Genomic DNA, 16,742 nt, shown 5'->3' with positions numbered 1-16,742 from the left:
GCGTTCGGCCGCGACAGCTGCGTCGACCGAGTTCGTAGCCAGGAAATTAGTGATCCAAATCAATCACGATAGCCGCTAATTTTGGACAGTTCGTCTCGCTGGTGGAACACTCGTCGAGAGCGTCCCCAGCGGGCTTCGCGGAAGCCGACACCAGGCTGGAGTTGAAGGACGGTTTCGCGGCGCTCGCGTCCGTGGTTGCGCCTGCGAGGAGCGACGTCGAGGTCGCGACCGAGACATTCTGGGCGGCGCTGCACGGATTGGCCGAGCTCGAACGCTCCGGCCGGATCAGAAAGTTGCGCGTGACCAGCGGATAGCGCTGGTGGTCCGCGGACTTCTTGGCTCCAGAGCGGGACGCCGACAAGCCGCGGCAAGTTACTGATCCGCCATCTGGCCAAAATACCCTATATTCGGCCAGACCGTCTCAAGGGTGGAACGTATGGATTTGCTTGCGCTTGCCGATTTCAATCTCGTCGCCCGGCATGGCGGCTTCGGGCGCGCGGCCCGTGCCTCGGGCCGCCCGAAGGCGACGCTCTCTCGCCGCGTCTCCGAACTCGAAAGCGGCCTCGACCTGCGACTGTTCGAACGCGGATCGCGCACATTGAAGCTCACCCAGGAAGGGCGCGCTCTGCACGAGCGGACAGGCGCGCTGCTCGCCGAGATCGAACAGAGCGCGGCGGCGATCGCCTCGGGCAGCGACAAGCCGCGCGGACGATTGCGGGTCAGCGCACCCCTGCTGTTTTCGCAGACCGCGATGGGAAAGCTCGCTGCCGGCTTCGCGCTGAAATATCCTGATATCAGGCTCGAGATCACCACTGAGGACCGCTCCGTCGACATGATCGAGGAAGGCTATGACCTCGTCATCAGGGTCAATCCGGATCCGGATGAAACGCTGGTCGGACGCATTCTGATGCGCGACCGGCTGGTGGTGGTGGCAAGCCCCGCGCTGAGGCGTCCGAAAGGCGATCGCGCCGTTCCGACCGTGGTCAGGGGCGCGGGCGATCTGAGCCCTGCCTGGGACATGACGGCGCGGGGCCGGAAAATCCGGATCAACACCGATCCAGTGCTTCGTCTGTCGTCGCTCGTCATGGTCCGCGACGCCGTCCGCGCCGGCGTCGGTGCCGCGCGCCTTCCGCTATCGCTCGTCAGTCACGACCTCGGCGCCGGCAGGCTGATCCATTGGGGCGATGTCGACGGGCTGCCCATCGCGCTCTGGGCGCTCTACCCGTCGCGCAGATTGCTGAGCGCCCGGGTGTCGGCATTCCTCGACTTCCTCAAGGCGGCCTTTCCCTCCGGTACGCCCGAGGAGCTCGCGGCCTTCATCGATTAGGGTTCGGCCTCGGCGAGGCGCTTCAGCGACCCTGTGACGTATGGCGCATCCCCGCGCCCGCCTCCTCCTCCCGCCCAAATCGCTCCACCAGAAAATCAATGAACAGTCTCACCTTCACCGACAAATGCCGTGTCGGCGGATAGACCGCATAAAGCGCCAGCGGCGGCGCCGAATAATCTGTTAGCACCGTCCGCAGATCGCCCTTCCGCAAAGCCTCCGCCGCAATGAACTCCGGCAGCAGCGCGAGCCCCCTGCCCTTGATCGCGGCGTCGCGAAGCACTTCGGCATTGTTGACGCAGAGCGACCAGGCCGGCTGGATCCAGTGGTCGCCGTCGGCGCCTGAAAGCTTCCATTGATTGCCCGTCAGCAGGAAGCCGTAGGTGAGCGATGCGTGCTCACGCAGATCCTGCGGATGCTTTGGCGTGCCGTGATGCGCGAGATAGCTAGGCGAGGCGCAGATCATGCGCGGCACCGGCATGATCTTTCGCGCGATCAAGCTCGAGGATTCCAGATCCGCGATGCGCAACGTCACGTCAAAGCCATCCTGCACGGGATCGAGCAAATCGTCGCTGAGCACGATCTGAAGCTGGAGCTCCGGATACGCCTCCATGAAGTCCGCGAGCACAGGCCCGAGCCGCATCGTGCCGAACGACATCGGTGCGTTGACCCGCAGCAAGCCGCGCGGCGCCGACTGGGCCTGCGTCACCGCCTGATCGGCCGCCTCGATCTCCGAGAGGATCACGACGGCGCGCTCGAAATACCGCTGACCGTTCTCGGTCGGGCTGGCGTGGCGGGTGGTCCGGTTCAGGAGCTGGACGCCGAGGCTCTCCTCGAGGTCGGCGATGTATTTGCTGATGGCCGAGCGCGACAGCCGCAGCTGCCGGCCCGCCTCGGCAAAGCTGCCGCTTTCGACCACCTTCACGAAGGCTCGGAGGCTGGCGACCTTATCCATAGGCTAGGTTCGGCGATTGTTTCCAAATCGTAGACATAGACGTCATCTTTGCATGGATTGTCTCCAATCCAAACCGGAACGATATTTCCGGCCAGAGCAAGACCGCTCCCCAGGATTTGGAGGACGACAATGTCTGGACTGCACCATGTCACCGCGATCGCCGGCGACCCCATCAGGAATTTCGGCTTTTACACGCGGGATCTGGGCCTGCGCTTCGTCAAGAAGACGGTCAATTTCGACGATCCCGGCACCTATCATTTCTACTACGGCGACGAGACCGGCCGTCCCGGCACCATCCTGACCTTCTTCCCCTGGGCCGGCGTCGCGCCGGGGCGCCGCGGCGTCGGCGAGACCCATCAGACCGCCTTCCGCGTGCCGCAGCGCTCGCTCGGCTACTGGACCCAGCGCTTCATCGAGAAGGGCATTGCCTATGAGGCGCTCGAGAAGCGCTTTGGCGAGTCCGTGCTGCCGTTCACCGATCCGGATGGCATGGCGCTCGCGCTCGTCGGCATTCCCGGCGCCGAGAACGAGCCCGGCTGGAGCAATGGCGACGTGCCATCAGAGCACGCGATCCGCGGCTTTCACGGCGTGACCCTGCTGCTCGACAGCGCGGCGAAGACCGCTGCCGTCCTCACCGACGTGTTCGGCTTCAAGGAGACGGGCCGTGAAGGCTCGGTGATCCGCTTCAAGGCATCTGGCGATGCCGAGGGCAGCGTCGTCGACATCTACGAGGCCAAGGGATTTCTGCGGGGACATCAGGGCGGCGGCTCGGTGCACCACATCGCGTTCCGCGCGGCTGACGATGCCGAGCAGGGCAAGATGGCGCAAAAGCTCGTGAGCAATCACGGCCTGCATCCGACCGAGCAGCGTGATCGCAACTACTTCCGCTCGATCTATTTCCGCGAGCCCGGCGGCGTGCTGTTCGAGATCGCGACCGATATCCCCGGCTTCGCCGTGGACGAACCCGTGGCGACGCTCGGACGCGATTTGAAGCTGCCCGGCTTCCTCGAGCAGCACCGCAAGCAGATCGAGGGCGTGTTGCCGAACCTCGAAGAGACCGCGTCATGACCGACTTCATCCATCGTTTCGAGCCCGCGACTGACGCGGGCTCCCCGCCTCTCCTGCTGCTGCACGGCACCGGCGGCGACGAGAACGACCTGCTCGGCCTCGGCAAGATGATCTCGCCGGGCTCGGCGCTGCTCTCGCCGCGCGGCCGCGTGCTCGAACACGGCATGCCGCGCTTCTTCCGTCGCCTTTCGGAAGGCGTGTTCGACGAGGAGGACGTGCGCCGCCGCGCGCTCGAGCTCGGCGACTTCGTCGCGGACGCACGCAAGCAATACGGCATCGTGGCGCCCGTTGCGGTCGGCTTCTCCAACGGCGCCAACATCGCAGCCGCGCTGTTGCTGCTGAAGCCGGACGTGCTGGCGGGCGCGGTGCTGCTGCGCGCGATGGTGCCGCTGTCGGATCCGCCCAAGGCCAATCTCGATGGCAAGCCGGTTCTGCTGTTGTCCGGGCAGGCTGATCCGATCGTCCCGGCGAGCAATTCAGCGCAGCTCGCTGCACTCCTGACGCAGGCTGGCGCGAGCGTAACGCACAAGGTTTTGCCGGCAGGTCATCAATTGTCGCAAGCCGACGTCACACTCGCCCGCAACTGGATCGGCAGCGTCGACGCGAAAGCCGCCTAAACAAACAAGCGGCGCATTGTCTTCAGACGGTGCGCCGCTTCTTTCAGTCAAACCAGCTGGAATTTGCGTGACCTGAGCGCGCGCCTCGTCCTTCGAGACGACCGCTTTGCCGTCTCCTCAGGATGAGGCTAAGCGGCACGGGAGTTCGTTGAAGCCGGCGCCGCACACTCCGTCATCATCCTGAGGGCCCGCCGACGGCGGGCGTCTCGAAGGATGGCCACGGGAGGATCTCTCCCATATGCTATTGCCCTGCACCTTGGCGGCGGTCTACGCCGCGACGTTCGACAGGAAGCGATCTACCGACGAGCGCAGCTGAGTGGCCTGGCTGGACAGGTCGTGGGCCGTCGCGAGCACGACGTCGGCGGTGCGGTTGGCATTGTCCGTCGCCTCGGCCGTCCCCGCAATGCTGCGCGCGACCAGCGCAGTTCCCGACGCCGCCTGTCCGATATTCCTGGAGATCTCGCCGGCCGCCGCATTTTGCTGGCCGACCGCGGCCGCGATTCGCCCGGTTAAACCGTCGATGTCGCCGATGATCGACGCGATGGCGCCGACGTTGTCGACCGCCTCGCGCGTCGCCGACTGCACCTCGGTGATCTGGCTCGAAATTTCCTCCGTCGCCTTGGCCGTCTGCGTCGCCAGTGCCTTCACTTCGGAGGCAACGACTGCAAAGCCCCTGCCCGCTTCGCCGGCCCGCGCCGCTTCGATCGTGGCGTTGAGCGCGAGCAGATTGGTCTGGCCGGCAATGGTCCTGATGAAGCCGACCACCTCGTCGATCTGCTGCGCGGCACTGGCAAGCCTGCCGATAGTCTGGTTGGCCGCCTCAGCCATGCCGGAGGCTCGCTGCACGATGGTGGTCGCATCCGCCAGCTGCGAGGTGATCGCCTGGACGGATTGGCCGAGCTGACTTGCGGCTGTCGCCACGGTCTGGACGTTCGCCGAGGTTTCCTTCGCCGTCGAAGCTGCCTCGTTCGATTGCGAGCCCGCATTGCGTGCGGCCGAGGCGAGGCCCTGCGCCGTATCCGTCAACTCGCCGGTCATGCGCGCCGTGTTGCTCATGACCTCGCTGAAGGCGGACCGGAAGGCATCGATCTCGGCTTCGAGACGCCGCCGGTGACCGGCCTGCTCCGCACTGCTCTGGTCCTTGGCGGTAATAAGCGCGAGATCGTCATCGGCGCGGGTCTTCAGGCTCGCCTGCATGACAGCAAGCGACTTCAGCAGTCGACCAAGCTCGTCGCGGCGACGCACCGCGATGTCATCGGCGAAATTGCCCGCCGCCACGCGCTCGGCAACACGCACGGCTGCGGAGATCGGCCGGCTCATCGAGTACGAGAACGCAAGCGCGATCAGAAGTCCGATCGCGACTGTTCCGACCGCGACCGACAGCATCGTGGTGCGGGCCGCCTCCACGTCCTTCTCTGCCGCCATGCGGTATTCATAGCCGTAGGCGGCCACGAGCTCGACGAGGTCGTCGATCGACGCCATCAGCCGATCGCCTTGCTGGGCAAGCAGGAAGCTGGTCGGGATTTCCGTCACGCCGCCGGGCGAAGGTTTCAATATCTTGAGCGCGGCGGTCGACCAGTCCTTGAGTTGCTGTTCGGCCTTCTCGCGCGCGGCCGAAACGCTCGGCGTGGCGGCGCGCTCGCGCACCACTTTCAGGTCCTCGACGCTATCGCGGATCAGCCCCTCGAATTTTGTGACCGTTTCACTGGAGCTGCCCGCGACCAGTGCCCGCTGGAGCACCAGCCGGGCCTCATGCAACGCCGCGTGGGCGGAACGCGCATGGTTGATTCCCATCAACGGGCCGTCATAGAGACGGACGACCATGTCGCCGGAGCTGCCGATGGCGCGGATACCATAGAAGGCGATGCCGCAGGCCAGGAGAAGCACGACACTGAAGGCACCGAAAATCTTGTAGCGTATCAACATCGTCAATCTCCGGCGCTTCGGTAGAGCGTTTTCGAGCGAAGTGGATTACCTGTTCGCGTGAAGAAAACGCGTCAGAAAAAAATCCTAGTCGGTCACCTTGACCATCATCTTCATGCGCGGATGAATGGCGCAGATCACCTGCACGTCGCCCGCCTCCTTGAAGGACACGTCGGTTGAGGTGCCCGGCGCCTGCGATCCCAGATTGAATTCGTTGCCCTTGCTGGCCGACATGATGTTGTGCGGCACCGTGTCGTCATTCAGGAAGGTGACGGCCTCACCCTTCTTGACCGTGATGCTCTCGGCAGAGAAAGCGCGGCCTTGCTGATGGATGATTTCGGTCGCCGCATAGGCGCCGACCGAAAAGCCGGTAACGATGACACAGGTGAAGAGAGCGATTGTGCGCATGTGAGGAAGCCTTCGTGGGTTAGCGTGGCAGGACCGGCACGGCCGTCGGACCGAGCTCACTGGTCAAAGTCTTGAGGAATGCGACGAGGTCGGCCTTGTCCTGCGCGGTGAGGTCGAGCGGACGCATCAGATCCGACCGGCTGGGCCGATCGACGCCGGCATGGTCATAATGGTCGATGACCGCTTCCAGCGTCGGGAGCGAACCGTCATGCATGTAAGGACCGCGGCGGGTGATCTCGCGCAAGCCCGGCGTCTTGAACGCGTGCTGCATCTTGATGACTGCAGGGAGGTATTCACCGCGACCGATGTCCTTGCTCGGCAGGCCGATGTCCTGGAAGCCCTCGTTGGTGAAGTTCCAGCCCTCGTGGCAGGCCGCGCATTGCGCCTTGCCGTTGAACAGCGCGAAGCCGCGCTTGGCCTGTTCGGAAATCGCCTTCTCGTTGCCTTCGATCCAGGCGTCGAACGGCGCTCGTTCCGAGACGACCGTACGCTCATAGGTCGCGATCGCCTGGGCCAGCGTCTTCGGCTTCATGCCTTCGCCCGGAAAGGCTGCGTCGAACATCGGCTTGTATTCGGGAATGCTTGCGAGTCGCGACATGAGCTGGTCGAGCTTCATGTTCATTTCGCCGGGCGACTGGATTGGACCGAGCGCCTGGTCTTCGAGCGTCGGCAGACGGCCATCCCACATGTAGATCGCGCTCCAGGCCGCGTTGACAACGGTCGGCGAACGGCGACCGAGCTTTGCCATGCCGTGACCTACCCCGACCGCAAGCCCGTCGCCCCAGCCGAAGCCCGGGCTATGGCAGCTCGCGCACGACTGCGCTGAGGTCACCGAGAGGCGCGTGTCGAAATAGAGCTTCTTGCCGAGAGCCGCCTTCTCGGGCGTGAACGGATTGTCCTTGGGGAACGGGATCGTCGCCGGCCTGCGATACTGCGCCTTGAGCGCATCCACACCGCTTGGCCCTTTCTGCGTGATCTCGACCTTTCGGCTTTCGCCGACCACGGCGGCGCCAAAACCGATCGTCGCTGACCCGAGAACGCCGAGTGCGGCTGATGCGACCGTCGCAACGAGCAGTCGCGAGCGATGGGAGCTCTGCGTCGGCATGCAAATGTCCTCAAGGAAAGAGGTGTCATTCGCGACACCGCAAAACGCCGTTCGATAAAATCGTGCTCAATTTACCGGCAAATCGTTAAACAGATCGTACCGGCGACATTGTTCCACTATCGTTTTTCGGCATTTCAGCAATCATAAAGTGCGGAAGGAATCAGCCGCCAACGACGAGTTGCGCAACAGGGTCGCGGAACAGAGTCGCGGAACAGCCCGTGACTAACAATTGTTAGTCGGCCGATCGTTTCTGAATTTCCGATCCTACCAATATGCCAGTGTTTTGCCCGACGGAGCAAGCAATTTCGTCAAATTCGAAAATCCACCAGACCTTTCAGGCCCATCCCTACGGTGCATGGGGTTGTTTTCGGATCATGTCCTGGCGAGCCAAAACGAATGGCCTCCTCCCGATGGGAAGAGGCCATTGCAGAGGCGATAATGTCGACTGACGGGGCGGTCCTGCTTACTCCCAGGACCAGGCCGACAAGTCGTTCTCGAACTGCGGGACTTCCTTCCAGACGCCCTTCAGCTTCTTGTTGATGACCGTGGGCCATTGCGGCTGGAACAGGAAGCCGGCCACGGCGTCGGTCGCCAGCATCTTCTGGGCATCGCCGAGCAGCTTGGCGCGGCCGGCCTCGTCGGGCGTCGACACGATCTGCTTGTAGAGCGCGTTGAAGGCCTCGCTGTTGTAGCCGAGATAGAAGTCGGGCTCGGTCAGCTTGACGAGATCGAACGGCTCGACATGGGAGACGATAGTGAGGTCGTAATTGTGCGGCCCGTTCGGCGCGAACGCCTGCGACAGCCACTGCGCCCACTCGACGTTCTCGATCTTGGCGTTGATGCCGACCTTGGCAAGTTGCGCCGCGAGGATCTCGCCGCCCTGCCGCGCGTAGGGCGGCGGCGGCAGCTTCAGGCTGAGCTCGAGCGGCGTGGTGACGCCGGCCTCAGCGAGCAGCTTCTTCGCCTTCTCGGGATCGTGGGGGTTGATGGCGGTGGTGTCGACATAGCCGAGCGAGCCCGGCGTGTAGAAGCTGCCGATCGGCGTGCCGAAGCCTTCAGCCGCACCTTCGATCATCGCCTTGCGGTCGATGGCGGCGAGGATGGCGCGGCGCACCCTGACATCGTCAAGCGGCTTCTTCTTTTCGTTGATGGCCACGATGGTCTTGGCCTTCGAACCGCCGATCAGAACGGTAAAGCGCGGGTCGGCCTTGAATTGGGCAACAACGCGGGTTGCGATACGCGGAAATGCGTCCACGTCACCCGAGAGCAGCGCCGCAGCCTGGGCGGCGGGATCGGAGATGAAACGGATCGTCACCTTCGAGAGCTTGATCGCGGAGGGGTTGCGATAGTCGGCCCACTTGTTCAGCGTGATCGACGAGCCCTTGGCCCAGGCGCCTAGCTGATAGGGGCCGGTGCCGACCGGCTGCGTGATGTTGGTCGCCGCGCTCTTCGGCTCGACGATCGAGGCGCTCGCCTGCCCCAGCAGGAACGGCAGGTTCGGCTCGGAATTCTTCAGGGTGATCACGATCGTGCCCGCGTCGGGCGCATCGACCTTCTCGAAGGCCTGAAACAGGCTCTTGTCCTTGTTGGTGCTGTTCGCGGCCGCGTTGCGCTCGAACGAGAATTTCACCGCGGCGGAATCGAAGGCCTCGCCGTTCTGGAATTTGACGCCCTTGTGCAGCTTGAACGTATAGGTCTTCAGGTCCGGTGACGCCGTCCAGCTGTCGGCGAGCAGCGGCGAGACCGAGCCGTCCTCGTTGATCTTGGTCAGCGTCTCGTAGATGTTGTAGAGCGTGACCTCGGCGATCGCGGCGGCGGCCGCGTTGGTCGGATCGAGCCCCGGCGGCTCCAGCGTCATGCCCATGACGACGCTGTCCTTCTTGCTTTGCGCCAGCACCGGCAGCGGCGCCGCGGCCAATGCCGCGGCAATAGCGACGATCGATAGTTTCTTCAACATGCCCAACTCCCCGGCCTTCTCTTGTGCTCTTGCGGTGACGCCAATCTTGTAGCCGACATTAACCTTCCATGGCCGCCTGCGGCAATGCCATCACGGCCTCCGCCTTGTGGCAGGCGGCGAGATGTCCCTCGCCCACCCTGCGTAGCAAGGGCGGAACCTCGCGGCAATGCTGGTCAGCAAGGGGGCAGCGCGCCACATAGGGGCACCCGGTCGCGGCCGCCGATTGCGAAGCGATCGCCTGGGCCCCGCGCCGGCGCCGGCCACCCCCGGCCTGCGCCCGCGGCACGGCGTCGAGCAGCGCCCGCGTATAGGGATGGGCGCAATGCTCGAACAGATCCTCCGGCCGCCCCTGCTCGACGACCCGGCCGAGATACATCACCGCGACCTCGTCGCAGAGATAATCGACCACGGCGAGGTCGTGGCTGATCAGGATGTAGCTGAGGCCGAACTGCTCCTGGAGATCCTGCATCAGGTTGAGGACCTGTGCCTGAACGGACACGTCGAGCGCGGAGACCGGCTCGTCCGCGACAATCAGCTTTGGTTGGGTGATCAGCGCGCGCGCGATCGCGATGCGCTGGCGCTGGCCGCCGGAGAATTCGTGCGGATATTTGTCCATGTCCGCATCGCGCAAGCCGACCTGCTTCAGCACCGCAGCAACGCGGACACGGAACGTGGTGCGGTCGGCGTCATCGAGCACGGTGAGCGGCTCGGCGACGATGCGCGCAATGGTCTGGCGCGGGTCGAGCGATCCGTAGGGATCCTGGAACACCATCTGGAAATCGCGCCGGGCACGGCGCAGCTCATCGGGAGAAATGCCATTGAGATCGCGGCCGAGCAGCGCGACCTGTCCTCCCGTCGGTCGCTCGAGGGCCATCACCACCCGTGCGAAGGTCGACTTGCCCGAGCCGGATTCGCCGACGATGCCGAGGCTCTTGCCGGACTGGACCTGCACGCTGACGCCGTTGAGCGCGCGGACCTGTCCGGGCGGACGGAACAGGCTTTCGCGTGGCAGCGTGTAGCACTGCTCGAGATTCTTGACGTCGAGGAGCGGTGCGGCGGTCATTCGGACAGCGCTCCGACATTCGCGGCCATGGAGACATCAGTCCGGATGCAGCGCACGACATGCGTGGAGCCGACCTCGACCATCGGCGGCAGCGCTACGCGGCATTTGTCCACGACCAGCGGGCAGCGATCAGCAAAGGCGCAGCCCGCCGGCAGATCGGCGAGCTCCGGCACCGTGCCCGAGATCGTCGTCAGCCGCGTCCCCTTGCGCGCACCGAGCTTTGGGCGGGCGCGGAACAGGCCCTGCGTATAGGGATGTCCCATCCGGCGGAACACCTCGTCGGTCGGCCCGCTCTCGACGACCGTGCCGCCATACATCACCATCATGCGCTGCACGTTCTCGGCGATGACGCCGAGATCATGCGAGATCAGGATCATCGACATGCCCCGTTCTTCGATGAGATCGGCGATGAGGTCGAGGATCTGACCCTGGATGGTGACGTCGAGCGCCGTGGTCGGCTCGTCCGCGATCAACAGATCGGGCTCGCAGGCGAGTGCCATGGCGATGGTGACGCGCTGACGCTGGCCGCCGGAGAACTGGTGCGGATAGGCATCGATGCGTTTTGCCGGATCGGGCAGCCCGACGCGGTCGAGCAACGCGATCGCTTCTTTCCGCGCCTGCGCGGCGGAATATTTCTTGTGACGCCGCAAAGGTTCTGCGACCTGATGGCCGATGGTGTGCATCGGGTTGAGCGCCGTCATCGGCTCCTGGAAGATCATGCTGATGCGGTTGCCGCGCAGCTTGCAGTAATCGGCATCAGCCAACCGCGCAAGTTCCTCGCCGTCAAGCTTGATACTGCCGGTCAGGACGGCGCTGTCAGGCAGCAATCCCATCAGCGACAGCGCTGTGACCGACTTGCCGCAGCCGGATTCACCGACAAGCCCGAGCGTCTCGCCGCGTTTCAACGAAAAACTGACGCCGCGCACGGCCTGTGCCGGGCCGCGGCTGGTACTGAGGCGGACGCCGAGATTGTCGACCTCGATCAGGGGTGCGGGATCAGCCATCGTTACCGCTCCCGCGCCAGTCGGGGATCGAGCAGATCGCGCAAGCCATCGCCGAGCAGATTGAGTCCGAGCACCGCGATAGCGATCGCCGCGCCCGGATAGACCGCGAGCATCGGCGACTGGAACAGCATGGTCTGCGCATCGTTCAGCATGCGACCCCACGACGGCTGTGGCGGCTGCGTGCCGAGGCCGAGATAGGACAGCGCCGCTTCAGCGAGGATTGCCAGCGCAAACTGGATGGTCGCCTGCACGATCAGGATTGAGAGAATGTTCGGCAGCACGTGCTCGATGGTGATGCGGAAGGCGCCCTTGCCCGAGGCGCGCGCCGCCAGCACGAATTCGCGGGCCCAGATCGCATTCGCGGAGCCCCGCGTCAGCCGGGTCAGGGTCGGGATCTGGAAGATGCCGATCGCAATGATCGAGGTCACCATGCCAGGCCCCGCGACCGCGGCAAGCATGATCGCCGAGAGCACCGCCGGGAAGGCGAAGGTGAAATCGGAGAAGCGCATGATGATCTCTTCGGTCCAGCCGCGCTTGGCCGACGCGATCAGGCCGAGGCAGACGCCGAAGGAAAGACCGATGCTGACCGCGATGATGCCGACCAGGATGGTCGAGCGGGCGCCCGCGAGAAGCAGCGAGACGATGTCGCGACCGAAGGAATCGGTGCCGAGCCAATGCGCCGCCGACGGCGGCCGAAGCTTCGAGGCGATATCGATCTCGTAAGGCGACCACGGAGTCCACACCAGCGAGAGCAAGGCCGAGGCGACCACCAGCAGGCTGAGCGCACCGCCCAGCACAAAGCTGCGATGGCGCAGCGCGCGGCCCCAGAAGGTCCTGGGCGGCAAGGGGCGCATTGCGACCGGCGCGTCAACCGGGGTGGAAAGCTGCGCGCTCACAGGTCGTGCACCTTGATGCGGGGATCGATGAAGGCATAGAGCACGTCGACCACGAAATTGACGATGACGACCATAGTCGCGAGCAGCATCACGCAATTGCGCACCACGATCAGGTCGCGGTTGGCGATCGACTGGAAGATCAGCCGTCCGAGGCCTGGCAAGTAGAACACGTTCTCGATCACGATCGTGCCGGCGAGCAGATTGGCGAATTGCAGGCCCATCACCGTCATCACGGGGATCATGGCGTTGCGCAGCACATGGCTCCACAGCACCTCGCGCTTGCCGAGCCCCTTTGCACGCGCCGTGCGGACGAAGTCCTCGCGCAGCACTTCGAGCACCGCCGAGCGGGTGACGCGGGCGAGGATCGCGGCCTGCACCACGGCCAGCGAGATCGACGGCAACAGCAGCGATTTGACGCCTAGCCAGATGCCGTCATCCCAACCGGCAAATCCGCCTGCGGAAAGCCATTGCAGCCGCACCGCGAACAGCAGCACCAAAAGGATGGCGAACCAGAAGTTTGGGAGCGCTATACCCACTTGCGTCAGCGACATCACGCCGACGTCGCCAAGCTTGTTGTGGTTGGCCGCGGTGTAGATCCCGGCCGAGAGCGCCAGCACCACGGTGATCAGCATCGACATGATCGCGAGCGGAACGGTCAGCACCAACCGCTCTGCGATCAGGCTGGCGACCGGCGTGCCATAGACATAGGAATTGCCGAGATCGCCGACGACGAGCCCCTTGATCCATTGCAGGTAGCGAACCGCCAGCGGCTGATCGAGCCCGAGCTTGACGGTGAGCGCGCGGACCGCGTCGGCCGAGGCATCTGCGCCCATCAGCATCTGCGCAGCGTTGCCCGGAAGCGCATCCAGCACCAGGAAAATGATCACGGATGCGCCGACCAGCGTCGCGAGCAGTGTCAGGACACGTCGGAGGACAAATACGCTCATGCGCGGTCGGGCTCAGGGCTCATCAGCGGCACGATCAACATGTCCGGACGCCGGACGCAAGCCCTTTGCGGCGCGTGCATGTTGTCATTCCGGCCGGCGGGCGAGAAAGTCGTGAGAAGCTTCGAACAGCGCGCTGACCCGCAGCAATTCCGCATCATGCCGGAAGCGGCCGACAAGCTGGAGCCCGATCGGCAGCCCGTCGCGGCCAAAGCCGCAGGGCAGACTGATCGCGGGATGGCCGGTCATGTTGAACGGCATGGTCCAGGGGAACCAGTGCGGGCGGACGCTATCAAACTGCACCCCATCGATCTCGATCTTGCCGAACAGATCCTGATCGATCGGCAGCGCGGTGCGGGTGATGGTCGGCATCGCCAAGAGGTGCCCGCGCGCAAGCAGGGATTGCACGCGACGGAACAACGCCGTCCGCGCGAACATCGCCTCCTGATAGTCAACGCCGCTGACATTGGTGGCGAGCGCAATCTGCTTGACGAAGGCCTCGCTCAGAACATCGCGCCGCTCGGCTACGAGCTTCGAAAACCGCGAGCGCCAGACGGTGTGATTGATGGCGCGCCAGATCGGCTCGACGTCGTAGCCCTCGCCGGAGAATTCTTCGAGCTCGGCACCGAGATCGGCGAGCCGATCGAGACTCGTCGTGAAAGCTGTAGTGACATCGGCGGAGACAGGCCGCCCCGGCGGCGACGCGCAAAACAGCACTTTCTGTCCGCGCAAATCGCCGCGGGGGGCGGCGGTGCCAATGAAATCCGGCACGGGCATGCCGATCGACCAGGGATCGCAGGCGTCCTCGCCGGCCATTGCCTGCATCATCAGGGCGGTGTCGGCGACGGTACGCGTGGTCGGCGTGACATAGGTCTGGTTGCCGAAGGCGTCGAGCGCCTGGCTGTGCGCGATCACGCCGTTGCTTTGCTTCAAGCCGACCACACCGTTGCAGGCGGCCGGAATCCGCGTCGAACCACCCCCGTCGGTTGCGATCGCCAGCGGCGCGATGCCGCTCGCAACGGCGACCGCCGCACCGCCGCTGGACCCGCCGGAGGAGCGCTCGGCGCTCCAGGCGTTGCGCGTGCGGCCGAATAGCGGCGAGTCGGTCAGGCACTTGCTGCCGAATTCCGGCGTCGTTGTCTTGCCGATCAGGATCGCGCCTTCGTTGCGCAGTCTCGCGACCGCGACGGCGTCCTCGGTGGGGACGTTATCCTTGTAGGGAACGGCACCAAACGTGGTCCTGACGCCCCTGGTATTGACGATGTCCTTGACCGTGACGGGGAGCCCATGCAGCAGGCCAAGCGGCTCGCCGGCCATCACCTTGCGCTCGGCCTCGCGGGCCGCTGCCATCGCCTCGTCGCCGCAGATCGTGATGAAACAGTTCAGCCTGGGCTGGAGCGCCTCGGCGCGCGCGAGCACTGCGCGCGTGACTTCAACGGGGGAGATCTGCTTGTCCGCAATCAGGCGACGCAATTCGGTTGCGGACAGCAGGCAGGGATCGCCGTTCATCGTATGATCATGCTCCGAAGCAGGCCGCCGTTGGCCTCCTGCATTGACATTGAGAATGACAGTTTTGTTAACTGCCCGTCCAATACGATTTTAGCGATCAACCCATACGTTTTCGGTATGCCAATGGATCTTCGCCGGCTCCGCTATTTCGTCGCCGTGGCCGAGGCACGCAGCGTCGGCAAGGCTGCCGAGCAGCTGCGGATGGCGCAGCCGCCGCTGTCGGTCCAAATCCGCAAGCTCGAGGCCGAGGTCGGCGCGCCGCTGTTCCACCGCGGCACGCGCGGCATGGACCTGACGGAGGCGGGCCAGGCGCTGCTGGCGCGCGCCGGCGAGGCGCTGGCGCTTTCGGCCGACGGCATCGAGGCCGCACGCGCGGTCGCAGCCGGCAGGCGCGGGCGACTCTCGGTCGGCTACATGTTTGTACTCGCAAACGCGGTGCTGCCGCGACTGATCCCGGAGCTGCGGCGATCCATTCCCGGCGTCGATCTTGACTTCGTCGACCTCAGCGCATCGACGCGCGAGGCGCGGCTGCTCGACCGCAGCGTCACGGTGGCGCTGTGCATGCCAGCGATCCACCACCCTGAAATCCAGGTGGCGCGGATCGGTACGCAGCGCTTCATGCTGGCACTGCCGAACCGCTCGCCGCTCGCACGTCTCGGTGTCGTACCGATGGCCCGCTTGCAGGGCCGCCCGCTGATTGCGCTGCCCCCGCCGGAGCGCGATCCCGCCTCCTCCGCGGTCGCAGCCTTGCTGCGACGGCATCAGATCGTGATGCCGATCGCGAGCCGGGTGGAGACGGCGCATTCGGCGATGAGCCTCGTCCTTGCCGGTGAGGGTCTTGCGATCCTGCCCGCCTGCGCCAAGCTCGGCGCGCCGCGCGGCATTGTGTTCCGGCCGCTGCAGGATGTCACCGATTCCATCGACATTGCGGTGTGCTGGCGGCGGGATTCGCAGAGCCCGCTCATTCCTAAATTTCTGAAATGCGCCGAAAAGATCGTCGCGCGGCTGTGACGCGGATTACCAGCTCCAGCTGATCTCGTGGCTCCAGGGCGGATCTGCGCCCGGCCGGGTGCAGGTCAGGCCGGCGCAGTTGGCGGCAAAGGACAACGCGCGACGAAGCTCGTCGGCGCTGATGTCCTTGAGTTGCGGCCTGGCGAGACGGCCCTGCTTTTGCAGGGCGAACAGCAATGCGGCCTGAAAGCTGTCGCCGGCGCCGATGGTATCTGCGACCACGACCTTCGGCGCCTCGACCTCGATCTGGCCCGCCTTCGCATGCCAGGCGATGGCGCCGTTGTTGCCGCGGGTGATGACGACAAGGCTCGGCCCCTGCCCCAACATCGCGCCCGCACGCTGCTGATACGGCTCCTCGCCGAAGAGATATGCGAAGTCGACATCCGACATTTTGATGAGATCGGCTTGGGTCGCGAATTCGGCCATGCGAGCGAGATAGGCCAGCTTGTCCTTGACCAGATTGGGGCGGCAGTTCGGATCGAAGGAGACCGTCGACATCGCCCTCGCGTCTGCGATCAAAGCCTTGGTCTCGGCGGCGCCCTGATCGTTGACCAGCGTGGTCGAGCCGACATGAACGGCTTCGACCGTATCGAACGGAATGGTCCCACGCCGAAACGTCCAGTTCCGGGTCGCCGTCTCCGCGTCATAGAAAGCATAATGCGATTCGCCGGCGACGATGCGGACGAAGGCAAGTGTCGTCTGGTGGTCGCTGCGCGTGGCGAAACCAAGCTCGACATTCGACGCAGCCGCGTGCTCGGCGATCATGCTCCCGAACAGGTCGTTCGAGATGCCGCCGACAAAACCGGTCGGGGCGCCAAGCCGCGCGATGCCGATCGCGACGTTGAGACAGGAGCCGCCGACCGCCGGCATCACGGCTTCGCGGCCGTCGGCGTTCTTCGTCGGCACGAAATCGATCAGCGCATCGCCGCAGGAAATCAGCATGTCTCTCAACCTGTCT

Annotated in this window: 15 protein-coding genes and 1 pseudogene; 5 read left to right on the top strand and 11 right to left on the bottom strand. The window is 64.7% G+C overall.

Features of this window, described 5'->3' with window-relative positions; all coding sequences use genetic code 11:
* Positions 1-134: 134 nt before the first annotated feature.
* Together Q0687_RS34635 and Q0687_RS34630 are read left to right on the top strand one after the other, a co-directional pair.
* Positions 135-379 (top strand): annotated as a pseudogene (locus Q0687_RS34635) (TetR family transcriptional regulator); the annotation flags it as partial.
* Positions 380-436: 57 nt separating this feature from the next.
* A complete protein-coding gene (locus tag Q0687_RS34630) occupies positions 437-1,327 on the top strand; it encodes a LysR family transcriptional regulator (protein ID WP_298887205.1) in 891 nt (296 codons plus the stop codon).
* 22 nt (positions 1,328-1,349) lie between these two features.
* Here Q0687_RS34630 and Q0687_RS34625 read toward each other — a convergent pair whose 3' ends face one another.
* A complete protein-coding gene (locus Q0687_RS34625) occupies positions 1,350-2,279 on the bottom strand; it encodes a LysR family transcriptional regulator (RefSeq protein WP_298887203.1) in 930 nt (309 codons plus the stop codon).
* A 129-nt stretch (positions 2,280-2,408) separates the two neighbouring features.
* Between Q0687_RS34625 and Q0687_RS34620 the strand changes: the two genes are divergently transcribed.
* Positions 2,409-3,347 carry a ring-cleaving dioxygenase gene (locus Q0687_RS34620; RefSeq protein ID WP_298887200.1) on the top strand — a complete coding sequence of 313 codons (939 nt, stop codon included), beginning with the start codon at positions 2,409-2,411 and terminating at the stop codon, positions 3,345-3,347.
* Positions 3,344-3,964, top strand: coding sequence for an alpha/beta hydrolase (locus Q0687_RS34615; RefSeq protein WP_298887198.1), 621 nt, complete (start codon positions 3,344-3,346; stop codon positions 3,962-3,964). Before Q0687_RS34620 ends, Q0687_RS34615 begins: the two co-directional genes overlap by 4 nt.
* Before the next feature lie 267 nt (positions 3,965-4,231).
* Here Q0687_RS34615 and Q0687_RS34610 read toward each other — a convergent pair whose 3' ends face one another.
* From Q0687_RS34610 to Q0687_RS34570, 9 genes are all read right to left on the bottom strand, one after another.
* Positions 4,232-5,890: a methyl-accepting chemotaxis protein gene (locus Q0687_RS34610; protein ID WP_298887197.1), complete on the bottom strand. Its 1,659-nt coding sequence runs from the start codon at positions 5,888-5,890 to the stop codon at positions 4,232-4,234.
* A gap of 84 nt (positions 5,891-5,974) precedes the next feature.
* Positions 5,975-6,295 carry a plastocyanin/azurin family copper-binding protein gene (locus Q0687_RS34605; protein WP_298887194.1) on the bottom strand — a complete coding sequence of 107 codons (321 nt, stop codon included), beginning with the start codon at positions 6,293-6,295 and terminating at the stop codon, positions 5,975-5,977.
* Between the two features lie 19 nt (positions 6,296-6,314).
* A complete protein-coding gene (locus tag Q0687_RS34600) occupies positions 6,315-7,400 on the bottom strand; it encodes a cytochrome c peroxidase (protein WP_298887191.1) in 1,086 nt (361 codons plus the stop codon).
* 463 nt (positions 7,401-7,863) lie between these two features.
* Positions 7,864-9,357, bottom strand: coding sequence for an ABC transporter substrate-binding protein (locus tag Q0687_RS34595; RefSeq protein WP_298887188.1), 1,494 nt, complete (start codon positions 9,355-9,357; stop codon positions 7,864-7,866).
* 58 nt (positions 9,358-9,415) lie between these two features.
* A complete protein-coding gene (locus Q0687_RS34590) occupies positions 9,416-10,420 on the bottom strand; it encodes an oligopeptide/dipeptide ABC transporter ATP-binding protein (protein WP_298887185.1) in 1,005 nt (334 codons plus the stop codon).
* Positions 10,417-11,424, bottom strand: coding sequence for an ABC transporter ATP-binding protein (locus tag Q0687_RS34585; RefSeq protein ID WP_298887181.1), 1,008 nt, complete (start codon positions 11,422-11,424; stop codon positions 10,417-10,419). The genes Q0687_RS34590 and Q0687_RS34585 overlap by 4 nt, the downstream gene beginning before the upstream one ends.
* Positions 11,425-11,426: 2 nt before the next feature.
* The gene (locus Q0687_RS34580; protein WP_298887177.1) at positions 11,427-12,320 is read right to left on the bottom strand and encodes an ABC transporter permease; all 894 of its coding nucleotides are present in this window, start codon (positions 12,318-12,320) and stop codon (positions 11,427-11,429) included.
* Positions 12,317-13,267 carry an ABC transporter permease gene (locus tag Q0687_RS34575; RefSeq protein WP_298887174.1) on the bottom strand — a complete coding sequence of 317 codons (951 nt, stop codon included), beginning with the start codon at positions 13,265-13,267 and terminating at the stop codon, positions 12,317-12,319. The genes Q0687_RS34580 and Q0687_RS34575 overlap by 4 nt, the downstream gene beginning before the upstream one ends.
* Before the next feature lie 84 nt (positions 13,268-13,351).
* Entirely contained in the window at positions 13,352-14,773 is a 1,422-nt protein-coding gene (locus tag Q0687_RS34570; protein ID WP_298887171.1) for an amidase, read from the bottom strand.
* A gap of 123 nt (positions 14,774-14,896) precedes the next feature.
* On the opposite strand from Q0687_RS34570, the gene Q0687_RS34565 reads away from it, so the two are divergent.
* On the top strand, positions 14,897-15,784 hold the full coding sequence (locus tag Q0687_RS34565; RefSeq protein ID WP_298887168.1) for a LysR substrate-binding domain-containing protein: 888 nt from the start codon (positions 14,897-14,899) through the stop codon (positions 15,782-15,784).
* Positions 15,785-15,790: 6 nt separating this feature from the next.
* On the opposite strand, the gene Q0687_RS34560 is transcribed toward Q0687_RS34565, so the two are convergent.
* Entirely contained in the window at positions 15,791-16,726 is a 936-nt protein-coding gene (locus tag Q0687_RS34560; RefSeq protein ID WP_298887167.1) for a carbohydrate kinase, read from the bottom strand.
* Between the last annotated feature and the right edge of the window lie 16 nt (positions 16,727-16,742).

Origin of the sequence: uncultured Bradyrhizobium sp. (assembly GCF_936928535.1) — a bacterium.
In the GTDB taxonomy this organism is placed as follows: domain Bacteria; phylum Pseudomonadota; class Alphaproteobacteria; order Rhizobiales; family Xanthobacteraceae; genus Bradyrhizobium.
The sequence above is the reverse complement of the archived record's forward strand: the minus strand, read 5'-3'. Positions and strand labels throughout refer to the sequence as shown.

Bases quoted from the DNA above. Each gene is read 5' to 3' on its own strand.
- Q0687_RS34605 (WP_298887194.1), bottom strand. From the start codon at position 6,295: ATGCGCACAATCGCTCTCTTCACCTGTGTCATCGTTACCGGCTTTTCG.
- Q0687_RS34565 (WP_298887168.1), top strand. From the start codon at position 14,897: ATGGATCTTCGCCGGCTCCGCTATTTCGTCGCCGTGGCCGAGGCACGC.
- Q0687_RS34570 (WP_298887171.1), bottom strand. From the start codon at position 14,773: ATGAACGGCGATCCCTGCCTGCTGTCCGCAACCGAATTGCGTCGCCTG.
- Q0687_RS34630 (WP_298887205.1), top strand. From the start codon at position 437: ATGGATTTGCTTGCGCTTGCCGATTTCAATCTCGTCGCCCGGCATGGC.
- Q0687_RS34625 (WP_298887203.1), bottom strand. From the start codon at position 2,279: ATGGATAAGGTCGCCAGCCTCCGAGCCTTCGTGAAGGTGGTCGAAAGC.
- Q0687_RS34560 (WP_298887167.1), bottom strand. From the start codon at position 16,726: ATGCTGATTTCCTGCGGCGATGCGCTGATCGATTTCGTGCCGACGAAG.
- Q0687_RS34600 (WP_298887191.1), bottom strand. From the start codon at position 7,400: ATGCCGACGCAGAGCTCCCATCGCTCGCGACTGCTCGTTGCGACGGTC.
- Q0687_RS34575 (WP_298887174.1), bottom strand. From the start codon at position 13,267: ATGAGCGTATTTGTCCTCCGACGTGTCCTGACACTGCTCGCGACGCTG.
- Q0687_RS34610 (WP_298887197.1), bottom strand. From the start codon at position 5,890: ATGTTGATACGCTACAAGATTTTCGGTGCCTTCAGTGTCGTGCTTCTC.
- Q0687_RS34585 (WP_298887181.1), bottom strand. From the start codon at position 11,424: ATGGCTGATCCCGCACCCCTGATCGAGGTCGACAATCTCGGCGTCCGC.
- Q0687_RS34620 (WP_298887200.1), top strand. From the start codon at position 2,409: ATGTCTGGACTGCACCATGTCACCGCGATCGCCGGCGACCCCATCAGG.
- Q0687_RS34590 (WP_298887185.1), bottom strand. From the start codon at position 10,420: ATGACCGCCGCACCGCTCCTCGACGTCAAGAATCTCGAGCAGTGCTAC.
- Q0687_RS34615 (WP_298887198.1), top strand. From the start codon at position 3,344: ATGACCGACTTCATCCATCGTTTCGAGCCCGCGACTGACGCGGGCTCC.
- Q0687_RS34595 (WP_298887188.1), bottom strand. From the start codon at position 9,357: ATGTTGAAGAAACTATCGATCGTCGCTATTGCCGCGGCATTGGCCGCG.